This is a genomic window from Aminobacter ciceronei (genome assembly GCF_014138625.1).
GTDB lineage: Bacteria > Pseudomonadota > Alphaproteobacteria > Rhizobiales > Rhizobiaceae > Aminobacter > Aminobacter ciceronei.
In genome coordinates, this window is sequence record NZ_JACJHY010000019.1 from 22,888 (window position 1) to 41,879 (window position 18,992).

At 62.8% G+C, this 18,992-nt stretch carries 13 protein-coding genes and 1 pseudogene; 1 reads left to right on the top strand and 13 read right to left on the bottom strand.

Annotated features, from left to right (window positions below; all coding sequences use genetic code 11):
* Window positions 1-636 (top strand): maleylacetoacetate isomerase, encoded by a 636-nt coding sequence (gene maiA / locus HNQ95_RS19120; protein ID WP_182575086.1) that lies wholly within the window; start codon window positions 1-3, stop codon window positions 634-636.
* A gap of 3 nt (window positions 637-639) precedes the next feature.
* Here maiA and HNQ95_RS19125 read toward each other — a convergent pair whose 3' ends face one another.
* From HNQ95_RS19125 to phnY, 13 genes and pseudogenes are all read right to left on the bottom strand, one after another.
* Window positions 640-2,652, bottom strand: coding sequence for a putative 2-aminoethylphosphonate ABC transporter permease subunit (locus HNQ95_RS19125; RefSeq protein WP_067967991.1), 2,013 nt, complete (start codon window positions 2,650-2,652; stop codon window positions 640-642).
* A gap of 1 nt (window position 2,653) precedes the next feature.
* Window positions 2,654-3,814 (bottom strand): putative 2-aminoethylphosphonate ABC transporter ATP-binding protein, encoded by a 1,161-nt coding sequence (locus HNQ95_RS19130; RefSeq protein ID WP_182575085.1) that lies wholly within the window; start codon window positions 3,812-3,814, stop codon window positions 2,654-2,656.
* A gap of 77 nt (window positions 3,815-3,891) precedes the next feature.
* Window positions 3,892-4,914 carry a putative 2-aminoethylphosphonate ABC transporter substrate-binding protein gene (locus tag HNQ95_RS19135; protein ID WP_182575084.1) on the bottom strand — a complete coding sequence of 341 codons (1,023 nt, stop codon included), beginning with the start codon at window positions 4,912-4,914 and terminating at the stop codon, window positions 3,892-3,894.
* Between the two features lie 262 nt (window positions 4,915-5,176).
* Window positions 5,177-6,016: an EamA family transporter gene (locus HNQ95_RS19140; protein WP_182575083.1), complete on the bottom strand. Its 840-nt coding sequence runs from the start codon at window positions 6,014-6,016 to the stop codon at window positions 5,177-5,179.
* Between the two features lie 151 nt (window positions 6,017-6,167).
* Window positions 6,168-6,398, bottom strand: a pseudogene (locus HNQ95_RS19145) (aldehyde dehydrogenase family protein); the annotation flags it as partial.
* 220 nt (window positions 6,399-6,618) lie between these two features.
* Window positions 6,619-7,422 carry an ABC transporter permease gene (locus HNQ95_RS19150; RefSeq protein WP_067968004.1) on the bottom strand — a complete coding sequence of 268 codons (804 nt, stop codon included), beginning with the start codon at window positions 7,420-7,422 and terminating at the stop codon, window positions 6,619-6,621.
* A complete protein-coding gene (locus HNQ95_RS19155; RefSeq protein WP_182575082.1) occupies window positions 7,416-8,273 on the bottom strand; it encodes an ABC transporter permease in 858 nt (285 codons plus the stop codon). The genes HNQ95_RS19150 and HNQ95_RS19155 overlap by 7 nt, the downstream gene beginning before the upstream one ends.
* A 57-nt stretch (window positions 8,274-8,330) precedes the next feature.
* Entirely contained in the window at window positions 8,331-9,491 is a 1,161-nt protein-coding gene (locus HNQ95_RS19160; protein ID WP_246340893.1) for an ABC transporter substrate-binding protein, read from the bottom strand.
* A 76-nt stretch (window positions 9,492-9,567) separates the two neighbouring features.
* On the bottom strand, window positions 9,568-10,638 hold the full coding sequence (locus tag HNQ95_RS19165) for an ABC transporter ATP-binding protein (protein ID WP_067968013.1): 1,071 nt from the start codon (window positions 10,636-10,638) through the stop codon (window positions 9,568-9,570).
* Between the two features lie 3 nt (window positions 10,639-10,641).
* Window positions 10,642-12,696, bottom strand: a complete 2,055-nt coding sequence (locus tag HNQ95_RS19170; protein ID WP_182575080.1) for a hydantoinase/oxoprolinase family protein — start codon at window positions 12,694-12,696, stop codon at window positions 10,642-10,644.
* Window positions 12,693-14,387: a hydantoinase B/oxoprolinase family protein gene (locus HNQ95_RS19175; protein WP_182575079.1), complete on the bottom strand. Its 1,695-nt coding sequence runs from the start codon at window positions 14,385-14,387 to the stop codon at window positions 12,693-12,695. Before HNQ95_RS19175 ends, HNQ95_RS19170 begins: the two co-directional genes overlap by 4 nt.
* 123 nt (window positions 14,388-14,510) lie before the next feature.
* Entirely contained in the window at window positions 14,511-17,210 is a 2,700-nt protein-coding gene (locus HNQ95_RS19180) for a LuxR C-terminal-related transcriptional regulator (protein ID WP_182575078.1), read from the bottom strand.
* A 322-nt stretch (window positions 17,211-17,532) separates the two neighbouring features.
* Window positions 17,533-18,987, bottom strand: coding sequence for a phosphonoacetaldehyde dehydrogenase (gene phnY, locus HNQ95_RS19185; RefSeq protein WP_182575077.1), 1,455 nt, complete (start codon window positions 18,985-18,987; stop codon window positions 17,533-17,535).
* Window positions 18,988-18,992: the final 5 nt, after the last annotated feature.

Here is an 18,992-nt window from a genome sequence, read left to right on the forward strand (position 1 = left end):
ATGAGCGAGACAGTCCTGTTCGACTATTGGCGTTCGTCGGCGAGCTACCGGGTACGCATCGCGCTCAACATGCTGGGTCAGGCGTATCGCCCGGTATCGGTCGACCTGCTGGCCAAGGCGCAGAAGTCGCCCGAGCATCTGGCACGCAATCCGCAGGGGCTGGTGCCGGTGCTCGACATCGATGGCCACGCCTTCACCCAGTCGCTGGCGATCATCGAATATCTCGATGAGACCCGCCATGCCGGTTTCCTGCCCTCCGATCCGCTCGGCCGCCAGCGCGTGCGCCAGCTGTCCTTTGCCATCGCCATGGAAATCCACGCTGTCTGCAACACCGGTGTGATCGCCGAGCTGATGCGGTTGGTCCCGAATGGCGAGGCGGCGCGCGACGCCTGGATGCAGAAGTTCATCGGCGATGGTATGGCAGCCTTCGAAAAGCTGCTCGACCACCCGGCTACTGGCGCCTTCTGCCATGGCGATAATCCAACCATGGCTGACATCTGCTTGGTGCCGCAGGTCTACAATGCCCGGCGCTGGAACGTCGACATTTCGGGCCTGAAGCGGCTGCTGGAGATTTCCGCCCGCTGCGAAGGCCTCGAGGCCTTCGCCAAAGCCCATCCGGATCGCGCCAAAGGCTGAGGCTCAGCGCATCCGCCACGCCTGCGTCCGCTTGATCAGAACCCGCGACAGGAACAGGTGGATCAGGCGTGCGGCGGCATTGGTGTAGAAGATCATCATCGCCATCGCGGCCGCCGGTGCCACGTCGCCGGCGTCGTCCATGTTGAGCACCGCCACCGAAGCCAGTGTCGTGTCCTTGGAATAGAGGAACACCACCGCCGACACGGTCGTCATGGCGTTGACGAATATGTAGATCGAGATGTCGAGGATGGCCGGCAGGCAGACAGGCACGGTGACGCGCGCAAACAGCTTGTAGAAGGGCTGCTTGAGCGAAGCCGCCACCGGCTCGAACTCCTGGTCGATCTGCTTGAGCGCGGTCAGCGCGGTAAGGTGTCCCACCGTGTAGAAGTGGGTGATTGTACAGACCACCAGAATGGTCATGGTGCCGTAGATGGCATGCAGCGGGTTGGCCGGATCGTTGAAGAAGAAGATGTAGGCGAGGCCGAGCACCATGCCCGGCACCGCCATCGGCAGCATGGCGAGGAACTGGAACGCCGTGCGGCCGGCGCGGAAGCCGTCGGTCTTCTCGACCATATAGGCGCCGACGAAGATGATGACCGTTCCGATGACCGCCGTCAGCGCCGCCAGCCGGATCGAGTTGTAGTACGAACCCCAGCCGCCGCCATCCATGCGGTCGAAGGCGAAATGCTTGAGACCGAGGCTGAGGTCGTAGGGCCAGAGCTTGACCAGTGCCGCGAACTGGCTGGTCGCCATGATGCCGAGGATGAAGACGGCGATCAGCGAACACCAGGCGAGGCAAAGCGTGTCGAAGCCGCGGTTCGGCTTGGGCTGGTAGGGCACCGAGCGCGCTGACAGCAGCGCCACCTGCTTCTTGGTCACCATGCGGTCGACGATAAAGGCGGCGATGGCAGGGACGAGCAGGATGACCGAGACGACCGCGCCCATCTCGAAGTTTTGCTGGCCGATGACCTGCTTGTAGATGTCGACGGCAAGCACATTGTACTGACCGCCAATGACCTTGGGCAGGCCGAAATCGGTGATGACAAGGGTGAAGACGACGAAGGCTGCCGAGATCAGGCCGTAGCGGGCGCCGGGAATGGTCACCGTCCAGAAGGTGCGCCAACGACTGGCGCGCAGCGAGGCGGCCGCTTCGTAGTGGCGCTGGTCGGAGATCGCCAGCGCCGTCGAGATGATGATCATCGCATGCGGGAAGGCGAAGAAGATCGAGCCGACGACGATGCCGAGCGGGCCGTAGATCGAGGCCCCCATCAGCAGATCCTTGAGCATGCCCTGGTTGCCGAACAGGTAGATCAGGGCAATGCCGGGAAGCAGCGACGGCACCAGGATCGGCACCATGGCAACAAGCTTGAAAACACCCTTGAAGCGCATGCAGCTGCGGTTCAGCGCATAAGCGAAACCGAAGGCTAGCCCGACGGTGATGATGGTGCTGACGAGTGCGATGAACACCGAGTTCTCGATCGAGCGGAACAGCGTCGGCGTCGAGAAGTAGGCGGCGTAGTTCTCAAGTCCGAGCGCCCGTGACGGCCTGAGCATCACGCGGCGGAAGTCGTTGGAGGTGAGTTCCTGCCATTCCGTTCCGGTCTGCGGCTTGAGGCCGACGAGATAGGTTGCGTCAGAAGTCGTGCCACGAATCTTGTACTTCACCGGGCTGCGGAAGCTGAAGTCGGGGAAGAAGCTCGTCGCCTGCAGCCGCCCGTCGGAGTTGGTGGCGAGCTTGGCCGGCGGTACCGCATCGAGTTTCTCGTTCAGCGCTGCCGCGGTGACAGGTTGGCCCCAGTTGCCGTCCTTGTCGCTGACCTGGAACTCGAAATTGGCGAGGTTGAAGCTGTAGGTCGAGAACGATTTGGACAGCATGATCGCCAGGGGGGCTGCCAGCCCCACCACCAGATAAAGCGCGATCACGACCATCAGGCCGCGCTTGATCAACTCGTCGCGGTCGAGCCTGAGGCGGAGGCTGCGGCCGACGGGAAGGGCAGAGTCGAGAGCCATCGCCATGTCAGGCACCCCTGGGGTAGATCAGCAGCCGTTCGGCCGGCAGTTCGACCGTCAGCGCCACGCCTTGCACCAGCGACAGGCGGCGCGCGGCATTGATCGAGAAATCTGCAATCAACGTTTCGTTGCCGAGCGCGTGGCCGTGCAGCCGGGTGCGCCAGAACGACCCCAGGAATTCCATCTCGCTGATGGTGACGTCGATGGCGTTGGCGGTCGCACCGTTGGCGAGAGAGCCGCTGGCGTGGGGGATGATGTCTTCCGGCCGGATCGCGGCGATGACCGGCGTACCGTCGTCGAAATCATGGGCAGCGCAGCTGAAGCTCGCCGCGCCGATGCCGACGGCGTTGTTCGACGCCCTGGCCGCGAACTTGTTGGCCTCGCCGATGAAGTCGGCGACGAAGAGAGTCGCCGGGTGGCGGTAAATCTCGGTCGGCGTGCCGATCTGTTCGATGACGCCGTGGTTCATCACCACGATGCGGTCGGCCATCGACAGCGCCTCCTCCTGGTCATGGGTGACCATGATGGTGGTGACGCCGAGCTTGCGCTGCAATTCCTTGATCTCATGGCGCAGATGGGTGCGCACCTTGGCGTCGAGTGCCGACAGCGGCTCGTCGAGCAGCAGCAGGCCAGGTGAAATGGCAATCGCCCGGGCAAGTGCGATGCGCTGCTGCTGGCCGCCGGAAAGCTGGGCCGGGTACTTGTTGCCCTGGTCGGGCAGGCCGACAAGCTTGAGCAACTCGGTGACGCGAGCCTCGATCTCGGCACGCGGGCGCTTGGTGTTTTCGAGGCCGAAGGCGATATTCTTGGCGATCGTCAGGTTGGGGAACAGCGCGTAGGACTGGAAGACGATGCCGTAATCGCGCTGCGACGGCGGCAGGGTCGAGACGTCGCGCCCGCCCTGTTGGATCGAGCCGCGGGTCTGCAGGTCGAGGCCGGCGATGGCACGCAAAAGCGTGGTCTTGCCGCAACCCGACGGGCCGAGGAAGCAGACGAACTCTCCCTCGCTGATGTCGAGCGATATGTCCTTCAGCGCATGGAATTCGCCGAAGGCTTTCCAGACGTTTGCGATTCTGAGATAGGCAGGCTTCACGTTCGGGCTGGCGGCGGTCATGGCGCTCACTTCAGTCGGAATTCGCGGCTGCCCGGCGAGGGTTTCGTGTCTCATCGTAACCATCCGGCATGGGGGCAAGGGGCGGGCGCAGCCCGAGGCGACGCCCGCTTGTCGAGGGTGGCTGATGGAGGTCAGCTCTTCGGCTCGGACTTCGAGTCGTAGCGCTTGGTCCATTCCTCGAGGATGGCGTTGCGGTTGTTGGCCGCCCACTCGAAGTCGTTCTTGATCATCCTGGCCTCGATGTCGGCCGGCAGGTGCTCAACCGGCTTGGCGACGCCGGGCATGGCGACGACCGCATAGCCGACATTGTACATCTCGTTTGCCTTCTTCGAGACCGACCAGTCGAGCAAGGTCTTGGCAGCCTCTTCCTTGGACGTGCCGGCCACGATTGCCGACGCTTCCATGTCCCAGCCGATGCCTTCTTCGGGGATGATGATATCGATGGGCGCACCCTCTGCCTTCGACTTGGCGGCGCGGAACTCGAAGGAGATGCCGATTACCGTCTCGCCTGCGGCTGCCATCTTGCACGGCTTGGAGCCCGAATGCGTGTAGGCGGCAACGTTCTGGTGCAGGCCGTCCATATAGGTCCAGCCGTCCTTGTCGCCGAACAGCTGCAGCCAGCTCGATACGTCGAGGTAGCCGGTGCCTGATGACGCCGGGTTTGGCATCACCACGTGGCCTTTGTATTCAGGCTTGGTGAGGTCCTTCCAGCTCTTCGGCGCGGTCAGGCCAAGCTTCTGGCCTTCGATGGTGTTGAAGCAGATCGAGGCTGCCCAGGCGTCCATGCCGACCCAGCTCGGCGGATTGTCGCTGTCGACGAAATTGGGCTTCAGCTGGTCGGCTCCCTTGGGCGCGTAGGCTTCCAGCATGCCCTCGGACTTGAGAACCAGAAGCGAGGTGGCGGCGAGGCCCCAGACCACGTCGGCCTGCGGATTGTCCTTCTCAGCGAGCAGCTTGGCGGTGATGACGCCGGTGGAGTCGCGGATGAAGTTCAGCTTGATGTCGGGATGGTCCTGGTTGAACGTCTCGGCATAACGCTTGAGGTCTTCGGCCTCGATGGCCGTGTAGACTGTGAGCTCCGTCTCCGCCCAGGCCGCCGATGACATCAGCATCGTCGCAAAGGCGGCAAGCGCGCAGGTTTTCTTCTGGTTCATTGAAGTGGCTCCCATTTGAATCGCTTAGGCACGTTCTGATTGGGAGAGGTTTTGTCGGGCCGCGTTTTGGCTGTGCCCGTTTGCGCCTCGTCCATGGTCGATAGTGGGAACGGGCGGTCAATAAGTAAAATCTATTCTTTTTATGATCTGGTAGGCTGAGCTTATGTGATGCACAGGGTTGCTACAGGCATGTGACATGGCTGCCGCATGCTTGTGCACGGGCGTTGGTTTTTGCACCGAAACGCAAAAGCTTGCCGGCCTGTCAGCCTGAGAAGGCGAGTGCGATCACCCCGCCGGCAACGATGACGGCTGAAAAGATGCGGGCCTGCCACGGTCGCTCGCCGAATATGAACAGGCCGATGAGGGCTGCGATGATGACGCTCGATTCACGCACGGCCGAGACCGCGCCCAGGGGCGCGATCGTCTTGGCGTAGATGACGAGGCCGTAGGCGGAGACGGCGCCCAGGCCGCCGACGAGGCCGAGTGTGACGGTCTTGCGGTCGATCGTGCGTGTCGCCCCGCGCCGGCGGAACAGCACGAACAATGTTACCGGGAACTCGAGCAGGAACAGCCAGCCCATATAGCCGAACGGGCTGTCGGACAGGCGCACGCCGATGCCGTCGATGACCGAATAGGAGGCGATCAGCACGCCGTTGATGGTGGCTGCACCGACGGCGCGCGGATCGGCATGGGCTGCGCCGCGCTGGAAGGCGAGGAAGGCAATGCCGAAGGTAATCGCGCCAAGCCCGACCCAGCCTAAGGGCGGCAGAGTCTCGCCGATCATCACATAGGCACCGAAAGCGACAAGCGCCGGGGCCAGTCCGCGGGCGATGGGATAGACCTGGCTGAGATCACCCAGCCGGTACGACTGGAACAGGAAGACGTAGTAGCCGTAGTGGATGACCGTCGACAGGAAGATGTAGATCCAGCTCGCTTGCGACGGTGGCGTGGCGAAGAACGCCAACACGAGCCCGAGCGTGGCATGGGTGGCGGACACTGCTGCCAGGACGACGGCACGGTCGGTTGCGGCCTTGACGACGGCGTTCCAGCTCGCATGCAGCAAGGCTGCCACCAGCACGATGGTAAGGGCAAAGCCGGACATGCGTTCAGGCTTTCAGGAAGGTCGCAGGCAAGGGTAGTGTCCCGGTCGAGTACGAGCCGGCGTTAGGCAACAGCATTTCCCCTCCAAGCGCATGAGGGAGCACCAGGCTCCCTCATCGACACTCATCTGATTTGCCGGCTCAAGACAAGGCTCAGACCCAGGGCAAAGAGAAGGTCTTGACGTTGGTGAAGCTTTTCATCGCTTCGATGACGCCTTCCTTGTAGCCGTTGCCCGAGTCCTTGATCCCGCCAAATGGTGACATCTCGATGCGATATCCCGAGACTTCCCAGATATTCACCGTGCCAACCTGCAGGCCGGCGATGTATTTCTGCATGCGGCGGAAATCGTTGGTGCAGACGCCTGAGCAGAGGCCGAAGGTGGTGCAGCGATCGGCTCGTCGCCCGAGTTCTTGGTCGCGCCGGCGACAGCCGAATCGGCCGCCTTGGCGACATCGACATCGGACAGTTCGTTGAGGCTGATCGGTGGTAGTTACCGCCGAGTTCCTGCACCTTGCACCTGTAGCCGGCAGTGCGGGTCGGCTGGCGGCATCGATCGGTTCATCAACACAGCCAGTCTCCGCAAAGCGGCGGGCCGACCGTGCTCTACCGCAGTTTGCGATCCTTGGCTTGCGCTGCCAGCAGCACGAACGACACCGCCAATATCGAAGCCAGGAAGATCGAGCCCGACAGGGCATAGATCGTCGGCGAGGCGCCTGAGTTCATCTTGCCGAACATCGCCAATGGCAGCGTGTTCTGCCGTCCGACCAGATAGAAGGCCCGGCCGAATTCGTTCAGCGACAGCAGGAACGAGAAGATGAAGGCAGCCACCAGGCCTGGCTTGATCAGTGGCAATGTCACGTCGACCAGCTGCCGCCACCAGGAAGCGCCGAGATCGGACGCGGCAAGCAGGTAAGAACGCCTCACGGCTGCCATGCTGGTGAGGATGACGGTGAAGGCGAATGGCAGCGCCCATAACAGATGGCTCGCAGCCACCGTGCCCCAGAACGGCTTCAGTCCGATGCGCCCGAAGATCACCGAAAGCGACAGGCCCTGGATGATCCCTGGAACGAACATCGGCAACAGCACGAACATGAACCAGCGCGAGCGCCATTTGCCGAGATCCATATAGGCCAGAGCCGACAACAGCGCGAGACCGGTTGCCACCAGCGCGGTGATGGTCGCGACCAGAAGGGATTCCTGCAATGCGCTGATCAGGGTGCGTTCCTTGGCGAGCGCGAAATACCAGGTCAGGCTGATGTCGGACAGCGGCGGCAGAGCGGGCTGCAGCGCCGGATTGAACGACACCGCCACCAGGTAGAGCGGCGGCAGATAGATGATCGCCAGCCCTATGGCAGTCATCAGCCAGATGGCGGCCTTAAGCGGGCGGCTTTCGAAACCGGCTACCATGTGAATCCCTCGAACAGGCTGGTCAGCTTGAACAGTCGGTTGCCGATGAAAATCAGTCCGAACAGGATGATCAGCACCAGGGTCGAGATTGCGAAGGCCAGCGGGAAGTTCACAACCCGCATGACGTCGTTGATCATCACCGAGATCATCGATGCGGCCGCACCGCCGAGCATCTGCACTTCTGTGGCCGAGCCCGCCGCCATGACGAAGACGAAGAGGAACCCGGCAAATATGCCGGCTTGGGTCAGTGGCAGCAGGACGGAGCGGAAGGTCCGCCAGAAGCCGGCGCCGAGATCCTGGCTGGCGGCGAGCAGCGATGGCTCGACGCGTTGCATCGACAGGATCAGCGGAAAGATGACGAAGGGCAGATATGAGGCGACGAGGCCGACATTGACGGCAAAATTGGAGAACAGCAGCCAGTCCAGCGGCTGGTCGACGATCCCGAGATCCATCAGCCAGCCATTGATAAGGCCGTTGCGGCCGAGCACGAGCCGCCAGGAAAAGGCGCGGATCATGTATGAGGTGAAGAACGGAATGGTGAACAGCGCCATCAGCAGCAGCGCAGTCCGCCTGCTTGCCAGAAAATGCACTGCCATCGCGGCGGGATAGCCGATGACGACGCATATCGCGGCGGTCAGGAACGCCTTACCCAGCGATCCCAAGATGACGCTCCAGCGCCCGGCCTCGAGGATCGCTGCATAGCCGGCCAGACTGAACTCCGGCCTGATCCAGTAGGTCGCGGGATCCCAGGTCCAGAAACTCCAGACGAGGATGACGATCAGAGGCACGAAGCCCAGCAGCAGCACGATGAGTGCGGTGGGGAGTGCAAGTAGAAGGCCGGGCGATTTCATCTGGTTTCCAGAAAAAGGCGGGGGAGCGCGAACCGCTCCCGCCGCTGTTGGTCGCAATCAGGCGTTACGCAGCTTCTGCCACCATTCTTCGTAGAGCTGGAAATTGTCCGGGCGCGTGTTCTGCCAGGCTACCTTGCCGCTAAACTTAGCTTTGACGTGCTCGGCCAGTGCCTTGACCTTTGACGGGTCGAACTGGCTCGCATTTGCCTCGGCGTAGGCAACATTGCGATCGCTCGGCACGACGTAGCCGCGCTGTTCGCCAAGCGTGCAGCCATAGAAGCCGTCGAGCAGCCAATTGGCGAGCTTGTGGGCGTCGTCGCCAAGGCCGCGGTCGACCGCGCCTTTCAGCAGAACGAGGTTGTTGCCCCAGCCTTCGTAGCCTTCGACGGGTGCGGCGTACTCGACCTGCAGACCGCGCTTGCGACCTTCGTAGACGATGGGCTCCCACCCGGTCATGGCCAGCACCTCGCCATCGCCGACAAGCTGCACACCTTGCTCCCAGCCGCTCCAGAAGGTGCGGAACTGGCCATCCTTCTTGTGCTTGATGAGGAACTCCATCACCAGGCCAAGCTCGTCCGCGGTCAGGTTGCCCGGATTGCCGATCTTCTGGTTTTCCGTCTCTTTCAGGTACATGGCTGCAAAGACGGCGCTGTTGATCCAGGCGTCTTCCATTGCCACTTGGCCCTTCAGCTTCGGATCGAAGATGACGCCGTAGCTGTCGACCTTACCCAGCTTGTCGGGGCGATAGATGATCGAGTCGGCGTTGATGACGGCAGGCAGGCCGTACTGCTTTCCGTCATGGTGCAGGTAGGGGATGTCTTTTGCCCACTGCCAGACGCTTTCGTAGTTGGGGATCTTCGACAGGTCCCAGGGAACGATTGCGCCCTGGACAGCGAGTTCCTTCTCGGCGCCGCCCTGCAGGCCACCCATATCGAAGAGGTCGTTTGCGTTGCCGGCGACAAGTCGCGCGACGGCAGGGCCGGGGTCGTTGCCATTGTCTGTGAAGGCAACGTTCAGGCCCGCATCGTCAGCTGCCCGCGACCAGGCGTCGCCGACATCAAGCGTGCCGGTCGCCCAGAATGCCAGATCGCCCGCGGCCAGTGCCGACATCGGCTGAAACATGGATCCGGCCGCCAATGCCGCACCTCCCGCCCCGAGCGTCTTGAGCAATTGACGTCGGCTGATGTTGCTCGCCATCGCGCCGTTCAAGGAATTCATGCTGTTTGTCATCGCGTTACCCCTTCTTTTTATGAAGATCTTCTCAGGATGATCAGGTGTCACGGTTCGCCGCAGTTCAGGATGCGGGCACGGGCACCAAGGCACCTCCGGCGAATTCGAGCCGCACCGGATTGCCCGGTTCGGGCCAGGCGTCGGCGAACTCGACCGGGATTTCGGCGTCGAGCTTCTGGCCATCGCCGAGCTCAAGATAGAAGTCGAAGAACCGGCCGCGGAACTGGCGTCCGGCCACGGTCGCTGCAAGTGAGCTTCCGGGCGCTGCATGCACGTTCGCGAGCGAAATGCGGTCGGGACGAACCGCCAGGAGTCCCATTTCCCCGACGTCGCGAGCGCCTGGCAGAACCAGTCGCTCACCGGCTATGACAGCGACTGTGTCGCCGCCGCTGCGTTCGAGCCTTTCAGGCTTGAGGACGCGTTCCATGCCGACGAAGCGTGCGACGAAATCATTGGCGGGAGCGGCAAAGAAGTCGGCCGGCCGTCCGACCTGCTCGAGCCTGCCCTTATGCATGATGGCCATACGGTCGCTGAGGCTCAGCGCTTCGTCCTGATTGTGGGTGACCAGCACGAAGGTCGAACCGGTCCGCTTGTGCAGCCTGCCGAATTCGTCGCGCATCTGCTGGCGCAGTCTTTCGTCGAGTCCGGTCAAGGGCTCGTCGAGAAGCAGGATGCCCGGCTCCATGACGAGCGCGCGTGCCAGAGCGACCCGCTGCCGTTGCCCGCCAGAGAGCAGGTTGACGTTGCGTTCGGCAAATCCTGCCAGATCGACCAGGGCAAGCGTGCCGTCCACGCGTTTCTTGCGTTCAGCGGCAGCCACACCCTTCACCTTCAGCCCGTAGGCGACGTTGTCGCCCACGGTCATGTGGGGAAACAAAGCGAGGTCTTGGAAGACGGTATTTGACGGGCGGCGGTTGGCCGGCAGGTCGGTAACGTCCTGCCCATCAAACAGGACACGGCCGGTGGTGGGGCGATCAAACCCCCCGATCAGTTTAAGCAGCGTGCTTTTTCCCGAACCCGACGAGCCGAGCAATGTGAAGAATTCGCCGGCCTCGATCTTGAGACCCACGCGCTCCAGGGCTTTGACCGTGCCAAAGGTCCTGGTTACGTCGTCAATTCCAATCGAGATGGCCATGGACTAGCGGACCTCTTCGGTGATTACCATGATGCCCCGGTCGGTGACCTCCAGGACTTGCCCTGCATGCACGAGCGTTGTCGTGGTGGGCTCCTCGACAAGCAGCGGGCCACTCAGACGCTCACCGCAGGGCAGGCCGTTACGATCATAGACAGCGCATGATTTCCAGCCGCCATCGTTGCCGAAATAGACTTTGCGTTCGCCCTTTCGTGCCTTGGCGACAGTGCGGCCGTCATTGTCGATCGGCGGGCAGTCGATGACGTTGCCGGCGATCTCGGCCTGAAGATGCAGGTTCGTCACCTCGATGCGTGCATCGGGCAGGCGGAACGAATAGGCGGTCTCGTGAGCACTGTGGAAAGCCTCGGCGAAATCGACCAGTTGCATCGACGGTGTGAACCGGGTCGATACGCTGTGCTCCTGTCCGTGATAGCGCATTTCGACCGTGTAGCTGAAGGTGACGCCGTCCGTGTTGTCGCGGTCGAAATAGGAAAGCGCCTCGCCTTCCATGTCGGTGAAGAGCTTGGCCAGTTCGCCGAGCGACGAGGCGACGAGCGGCGAAAACCACGTCTTGCGAATGTCGGCGCGTGGATGCGCGGCCAGCATGCCCCAGGCCGAGAAGATGCCCGAATGCGGTGGTATGATGATCGACTTGGCGTTGAGTTCGCGACCAAGGCGAGCGCCCAACATCGGCCCGGCGCCGCCGCTGACGACCAGAGCAAGATCGCGTGGGTCGTGACCGCGCTGGACGGTAACCAGCTTCAGCGCATTGATCATGTTGGACTCGGCAACGTCGATGATGGCCTGGGCGACGTCGTCCACCGACAGGCCGAGCGGTCCGGCCAGCCCGGCGATTGCCTGCTGTGCGAGTTCGACGTCGAGGGTCATGGCGCCTTCGGCGAATGCGGCAGGGTCGAGCAGCCCGATGGCCACCTTGGCATCAGTGACAGTCGGCTCGGTTCCGCCTAGTCCGTAGCAGGCAGGTCCGGGCGCGGAGCCGGCACTTTTCGGGCCAACCCGCAGGCCGCCGGCAGCGTCGATCCAGGCGATCGAGCCTCCGCCCGAGCCTATCTCGACGATGTCGACCACCGGCACCTGGACCGGGTAGCCGGGGAAGGTACGGGCCCATTCGAGCTTGTATTCAGCATCGAGATTGGGCTTGCCGTCACGGATGAGCGTGCATTTTGCCGTGGTGCCGCCAACGTCGAGATAAAGCACATCCCTTTCGCCGAGGATCGCACCAATCCTTGCTGCGCCGGCCGCGCCGCCCGAAGGACCTGATTCGACGAGGGTCAGCGGACTGGCGACGGCTTGCGAGAACGTTGCGACCCCGCCATTCGACAGCATGGCATAATAGGCCGAATACACGCCCTTGGCGGCAAGCGCCTTTTCGAGGTTGGCGAAGTAGCGCTGGATGATCGGCTGCACATAAGCGTTGAGGGCAACCGTGTTGGTGCGCTCATACTCGCGCCATTGCCGCGAGATCTCGTAGCTGGCGCAGACGGTGACATCAGGCAGCAGGTCGCGCAACAGCTCGGCGCAGCGCTTCTCATGATCCGGATGGGCGTAGCTGTGCAGGAAGATGACCGCTACGGCCTCAACTCCCTCTTCAAGGAACAGGCGCGCAGCCTCGCGCACGTCGTCTTCATTGAGCGGTTCGATGACCCGTCCGTCCGCGCCAACCCGTTCGCGGACCTCGGTCCGCAGCTTCCTGGGGATGAACGGTTCGGGGCTGTGGAACTGCAGATTGTAGAGGTCCGGGCGGTTGCCTCGGCCGATCTCGAGCACGTCGCGGAACCCGGCTGTGGTGACGAGGGCGGTCCTGACGCCCTTGCGTTCGGTGATCGCGTTGATCACCGTCGTTCCGCCATGGGCGAAGAACCGGACCTTGTCTGTGTCCAGGCCGCTGGCACTCTCTGCGCGGTCGATCACGTCGAGCACGCCGATCGACTGGTCCTGCGGAGTGGTCAGGCTCTTTGAGGTGAAGACCTTGCCCGTCTTCTCGTCATATCCGACGAGATCGGTGAAGGTGCCGCCGACATCGGTTGCAAGTCTGATCATTTCGTCGCCGTGCCCCGGTGATTGTATTCCGATGCCGCTCGCTCTGCGCTGATGTAGCCCGAGCGGATGTCCTCGGCGATCGCGTCCCTGCTTCTCATGGCTGGATCGCCCCAGCCGCCGCCACCGCCGGTAGCGATGCGCAACAGGTCGCCCTTGACGACGCGGCGGTGGGACAGGCGGCCATAGGTGACGGTGTTCGCTGTCTCCTGGTCGACGACATCGAGCCGGTTGAGACTGCCGGAACCGCCGCCGTCCATGCCCCAGGGCGGCGTCCGCGAGCGGCCGAAGCCGCTGTGGATATCGGCCTCTCCGGACAGAATCTCGTATTCACGCACGACCCCGAAGCCACCGCGCCACTGACCTGCGCCGGCCCCGCCTTCGACATTGAGCGCATAGCGGCGGACGTGGAGCGGAAACTTGGCTTCGATCAACTCCACCGAGTAGTTGTAGGTATCGCCGTCGGTCAGGGCGATGACCGCGCTGGCGCCGTCGCGACCGGGCGCGCCGCCCCAACCGCCATGCTGTGGCTCGATGTGGATGAATTCTTCGCCGTCGGCGGTCCGGCCATTGATGTAGGTGACGCAGAGGCTGGAGTAAGAGCCGGCCGAGAAACGTTCAGGCATCAGCGGTGCGAGCGCCTTCCACACGAGTTCGGAGGCATGGACCGAGCCTTCGTAGTACCAACCTGTCGGCGAGGGCTTCTGCGCCGTGAACACCGTTCCGTCGGGAGCGATCACCGAGAGTGGCCGGAACCATCCTTCGTTGGACGGCTCCTGCGGTGCCACCAGCGCCTTGAAGATGGTCTTCACGGCCGAACTGAGCGCTCCGCGCGCGCAGTTGATCGGCCCTGCCGCGGCAGGCGGGCAGCCGGTGAAATCCACTTCCATGCGGCCACCCGCGATCCGGATGGCGACCTTCACCTCGATGGGATCGGTGGAAATACCATCGCCGTCGATGATGTCGGTCGCCTCGTAGGTGCCATCCGGCAGTGCCGTAATGACGTCTTGGCTGCGCCGCTCGCTGACGTCGAGGAGGTGATCAAATGCGTCCTGAACGGTAGCCGCACCGTATTTCTCGACCATCTCCAGGATGCGGCGCTCGGCGATGCGCACCGTGGCAAGCTGCGCATTGAGGTCGCCCAGCGCGACTTCCGGCAGACGGACATTCTCGCTGATGATGCGGACCATGTCGGGCAACAGCTTGTCGTCGCGCGCAATACGCACGCAAGGCAGGCGAAGGCCTTCCTGGAACACCGAACTGGCGTCCGGAGGCAGGCTGCCGGGCACCGCGCCGCCGACGTCCAGCCAGTGAGCGACATTGATGGCAAATGCGATGATGCGGCCTTCGGCAAAGATCGGGCGCATGATGGCCAGATCGCAGGAATGTGTGCCTCCGGCATAGGGATCGTTTGTGACCAGGACGTCGCCCGGCGCCATGTCGTCGGCGAACCTCTCGACCAGGCTGCGGACTTGGGTGGCGAATGTGCCCGTGAACAGTGTGATGCCGTTGGTCTGGGCAATCAGGTCGCAGTCGCGGGTGCAGATGCCGCAGGCGAAGTCTAGAACCTCATAGATGACGGGACTCATGCTGGTCCGCGCCATCACGATGCCCATCTCGTCGACCATCGACAGTAGCTTGCCCTGGATGATCTCCTGGGTCACGGGATCGACGGCTCGCACTTGCTGCTCCATTCCGCACCTTTATGACTGCAGCGCCTATCTGCTGCCCATGCGGAAAGGTTGCATCGTGGAAGAAGCTTGCCTACCCGACCAATCGGGTGGGCTGCCTGGTAAAGGCCCCACCCAAAATGACGGTTAGGCTAATAGTCCTAGCTCGCGCGCGACAGAAATGGCTGAGGTGCGCGAATGGACATTGAGCTTGGAGAAGACATTTCGGACGTGAAACTTCACCGTGTTTTCGCTGACGTCCATGTGCCGGGCTATCTCCTTGTTGGAGAAGCCGCCGCATATCAATGATACGACCTTTAGTTCTTGCTGGGTCAGCGTATGCGGTGCGCTTGCGGAATCGGGCGCCGTTTCGGATGTGCCTTGTCCGGGAGCGGACGCATCTGCCGGTGCAAATATCTGGCCGACGCGCCGGGCGATCAGGCTGTCAGGGCCGGCCTCCTGCGCGCGGCGCCGCAGCAAGGCGAGCATTTCGGGACCCTCTTCGAAAAAGGCCGCGCGGTAGGTTGCGCTGGGCAGCGTCAGCAGGATTTCGTCAAGCACCGAAGCTGCTCGCTCTGCCTTGCCGGCCTTCATGCCGGCCAGCACCGCCAGCAGGCGCATCCGGAGCATTCGAGGCACGCTGAAGGGACGCTCCTGCGCCACCTCCAGGCGTTGCAGCATGTCAAGCGCGCGTTCTGTCTGTCCTTCCTGTATCCAGACGCGAACCCACAGCGTTGCCGGCACTTCGCCGCGCAGCCGGAATGAAAGCCGGTTGCGCTCGACGTCGAACGCCGATTCCGGGCTGAGATCGAAACGGTCGGCAAAACGCTTGGCGCCCTGAATGTCGCCGAAATGGATGATCGCACGCATTTGCTCGCGTGCGACCAGCCTTTGCAGGCGAGGAAAACCACGGCGCTGTGCGGTGCGCCTTGCCTGTTCCAGCACGGCGTCGACGCCGTCGAAATCGTTGCGGACCGTCCGTGCGCGAATGCGGGACAGATAGGCTGCTGCCAGGAGGTCGAACCAGCAGTCGTTCTTTTCCAGATGTGGCAACGACCATTCCAGGATGCGCTCGGCGCCATCATGCAGGCCACGCTCCGACAGGGTCTCGGCCAGCAGGACCTGGGCGATCGCGTCGAGGTCGCAACCCTTGCCGATGGCGTTTTGCGCGTCGCTGGCCAGGCGCTCGTAGGCCGCACTCGCGCCTTCCATGTCGCCGCGAAAGAACTGTGCCTGCCCCACATGGGCGTAGAGGTGCATCGCTCCAAAATGCGCTCCCGCCTGGGTAAAGGACTGGATCGCCAGGTTGCCGTGGCGCTCGGCACGCTCGAATTCGCTGCGTTCCAGGTATTGGAAGCACAGCAGGTTATAGGTCAGCGCACGCTGTACCGGTTCCGTCAGCTCGAGCAGCGTCAGGTCGCGCTCGAGTAGTGACAGGTCGAGGGCTTCGATGCGGTCGTCCCGGTACAGCGCCATGAGTGCGCCGATCAGGCGAATTTCGTTGACAAGGACATTGTCGGTGCGGTCGATTTTCCGACTGACAAGCTCAAAATAATGAGTTGCCAGCGTCAGGTTGCCGCCTTTGGCGGCCGCGACGGCCAGCCCGAGAAAGCTGCGTGGGAACTTGGCGGCTTCCGGCTCCGGCAACACCGCTGCCAGTGCGTGAAACTGCTGCAGCAACCCGCGGGCGCCGGCATAGACCTGCCGCCACCCCCCGGCATTTTCGGAAAGTTCCCCGGCAAGGCCGAAGTCTTCGGCATGCAAGGCGTGGCGAATGGCATTGGCCCAGTCACGGCGAGCCGCATACCAGTGTGCGGCAGTGCGCCTGATCTGGTTGATATCGAGCCCACGCAAGAGGGCTTCATGCATCAGGTATTCCTGGAATACCTGATGCAGCTTGAACTGCTTGTGTCCATCGTCCAACGCCTCGATCGGCAGGCCGCCGACGGCGATGTCGGAGGTCAGTTCGGCGGCGGCCGATGGACTGACAACTGCGCTCGCCAACTCGGCACTGAAATAGGGCAGGGCAGCGACGCGGACTAGCGCCGATTGCATGGCGACCGAGAGCGAAGAAAAAACCTGTTCGGACAGATAGCGCGCCATGTCGAGCTGAGTGCCGCTGAATTCCAGCAGGTCGCTATCGGTCACGGCTCCGTCGCGCAAAAGCACGCGAGCCAGCTGCAGTGCCACGGCCCAGCCCTCTGTCTTGTGGACCAGTGCCTCGACCTGCGCTTTGTCGAGCTTGACCCCGGCCATGGCCAGCAGGTTTTGGGCCTCTCCGGCCGAGAAACGCAGGTCGGCGGCCTTCAGATAGGTGAGTTGACCATTCAGCTGCATGGCCGAAATCGCCAGTCTCGGCTCCGATCTCGAGATGATCAGCAGTCTGAGGTTTCGCGCCTGTGGCGAAAACAGCAGCCGCGCCAGCGTCGCATCGTTTTCCTCGCTCTGGGCGAAATGATAGTCGTCGAGGAACAGGTAGAGCGGACGGCGCAGTCGTTGCAGCTGGGTCAGGATGACCCCCAGAACATGCTGCTGCGACAGGCTGGAATAATCCTGAGCAGCCGCTGGGAAAATGTGGGCCGCAGTAAGAACACCGAGCAGTCCGAGCAGGAAATGGGTGCCGTCGCGATCGTCGCCATCGAGCGCTGCCCAGGCCGCCTGATGGCCTTGTTTGCGTAGATCCTTGTAGCGCTGGTTCATCAGGGAGGACTTGCCGAAACCGGCCGGCGCAACGACCAGTGTAAGGCGCCGGTCACCGGCATCGTCTAGCAGCCGCAGCGCGCGAACGCGCCTGACCTGCGCCATGCGCGCATCGGCGCCGCCTTCAGAGAAGTGTTCGGGCGACAACGCCACCATTCCTGCCAGCACCCAGCATCAACCAACGTTGCCGTTATGATGCGTAGCGGCAAGAATGTACACCTTATGGCGTCAAAGCCGTGAGGTGCTGATTGGCGATGGCGGCGTTGACAAAGCCTCTAGAGGGCAAAGCTCGTTGGCGCTGACAAGTCCGCAAGAAGGCTGCGTCAGCGCCAGCGTTCGCGACAGATGTCGGCGGCGGGGGCTGGCAATCAGTCCGGGCACCTGATCGGGCCTTCGTAGACCGGCAAAACGGCGAACATCCATCCTTGCATGCGGCCGCCGGTGGCTGCACCGGCGGCCGCATTTCAGGCTACCACGGCAAAGAGAAGGTCTTGACGTTGGTGAAGCTCTTCATCGCTTCGATGACGCCTTCCTTGTAGCCATTGCCCGAGTCCTTGATCCCGCCAAAGGGCGACATCTCGATGCGATATCCCGGGACCTCCCAGATATTCACCGTGCCGACCTGCAGGCCGGCGATGTATTTCTGCATGCGGCGGAAGTCGTTGGTGCAGACACCCGACGACAGGCCGAAGGCGGTGGAGTTGGACAGTGCGATCAACGCGTCGTCATTGTCGGGCGCGCGCACGATCGGGATGATCGGCCCGAAGGTCTCTTCCATGACCAGTTCCGACCTGTGCGGCACGCGGTCGACGACGATGGGCGGCAACAGCGCGCCCTTGCGGCCGGGGTCGTAGAGCACTTCAGCGCCCTGTTCGGCGGCCATGTAGACCCGGCTTTCGAAGAGTGCGGCGGCCTTCTCGTGCACCACGGTGCCGAGATCGGTCGAGCGGTCCATCGGATCGCCGAACCTGATCTTCTTCGCCCGCTCGAGCACCATCGGCACGAAGCGGTCGGCGACGCTTTCCTGGCACAGGATGCGCTTCACCGCCGTGCAGCGCTGGCCCGAGTTCTTGGTGGCACCTGCCACGGCGAGATCGGCCGCCTTGGCGAGATCGTCGTCCGACAGGTCGTTGAGGATGATCAGCGGGTCGTTGCCGCCGAGTTCCAGCACCTGGCGCTTGTAGCCGGCGGTGCGGGAGATCAGCTTGCCGACGGGCACGCCGCCGGTGAAGGTGATCAGCTCAATGTTGTCATTGGTGATCATCTCGGCGCCGATGTCGGCGGGCATGCCGGTCACGACAGACAGCATCTCAGGCGGCAGGCCGGCCTCGTAGAGGATGTCGGCGAGGATCAGCGCCGTCATCGGCGTGAGTTCCGTCGGCTTGACGACGACGCAGTTGTTGGTGGCGATTGCCGGTGCCACCTTGTGTGCCACCATGTTGAGCGGGTGGTTGAAGGGGGTGATCGCCGAGATCGCCCGCAGCGGCTCGCGGGTGGTGAAGATTTTCCGCGCTTTTCCATGTGGCGTCAGATCACAGGAAAAGATCTGGCCGTCATCCTGGATGCACATCTGCGCCGACAGCGTGAACACGTCATAGGCGCGGCCGACCTCATAGAGGGAGTCGGCCTTGGAGATGCCGAGCTCCAGCGTGATGATGTCGGAGATCTCTTCCTTGCGCGCGGCAAGCGCTTCGGCCGTGCGGAACAGGATCTGCTGACGCTCGTAGCGCGTCAGCTTCGGCTTGTAGTTGGCCGCGATTTCGAAGGCCTGGCGGGCGTGCTCGGCACGGCCCGCGGGTACCGTGCCGATGACGGCATCGGTGTAGGGATAGTGGACGTTGACGACGCCGTCGGCATCGACCTTGCGTCCGGCGATGCGCATCGGCTCGTGGCGCACCTTGAACGTCGTTTCAGCCTTGACCATGGTTG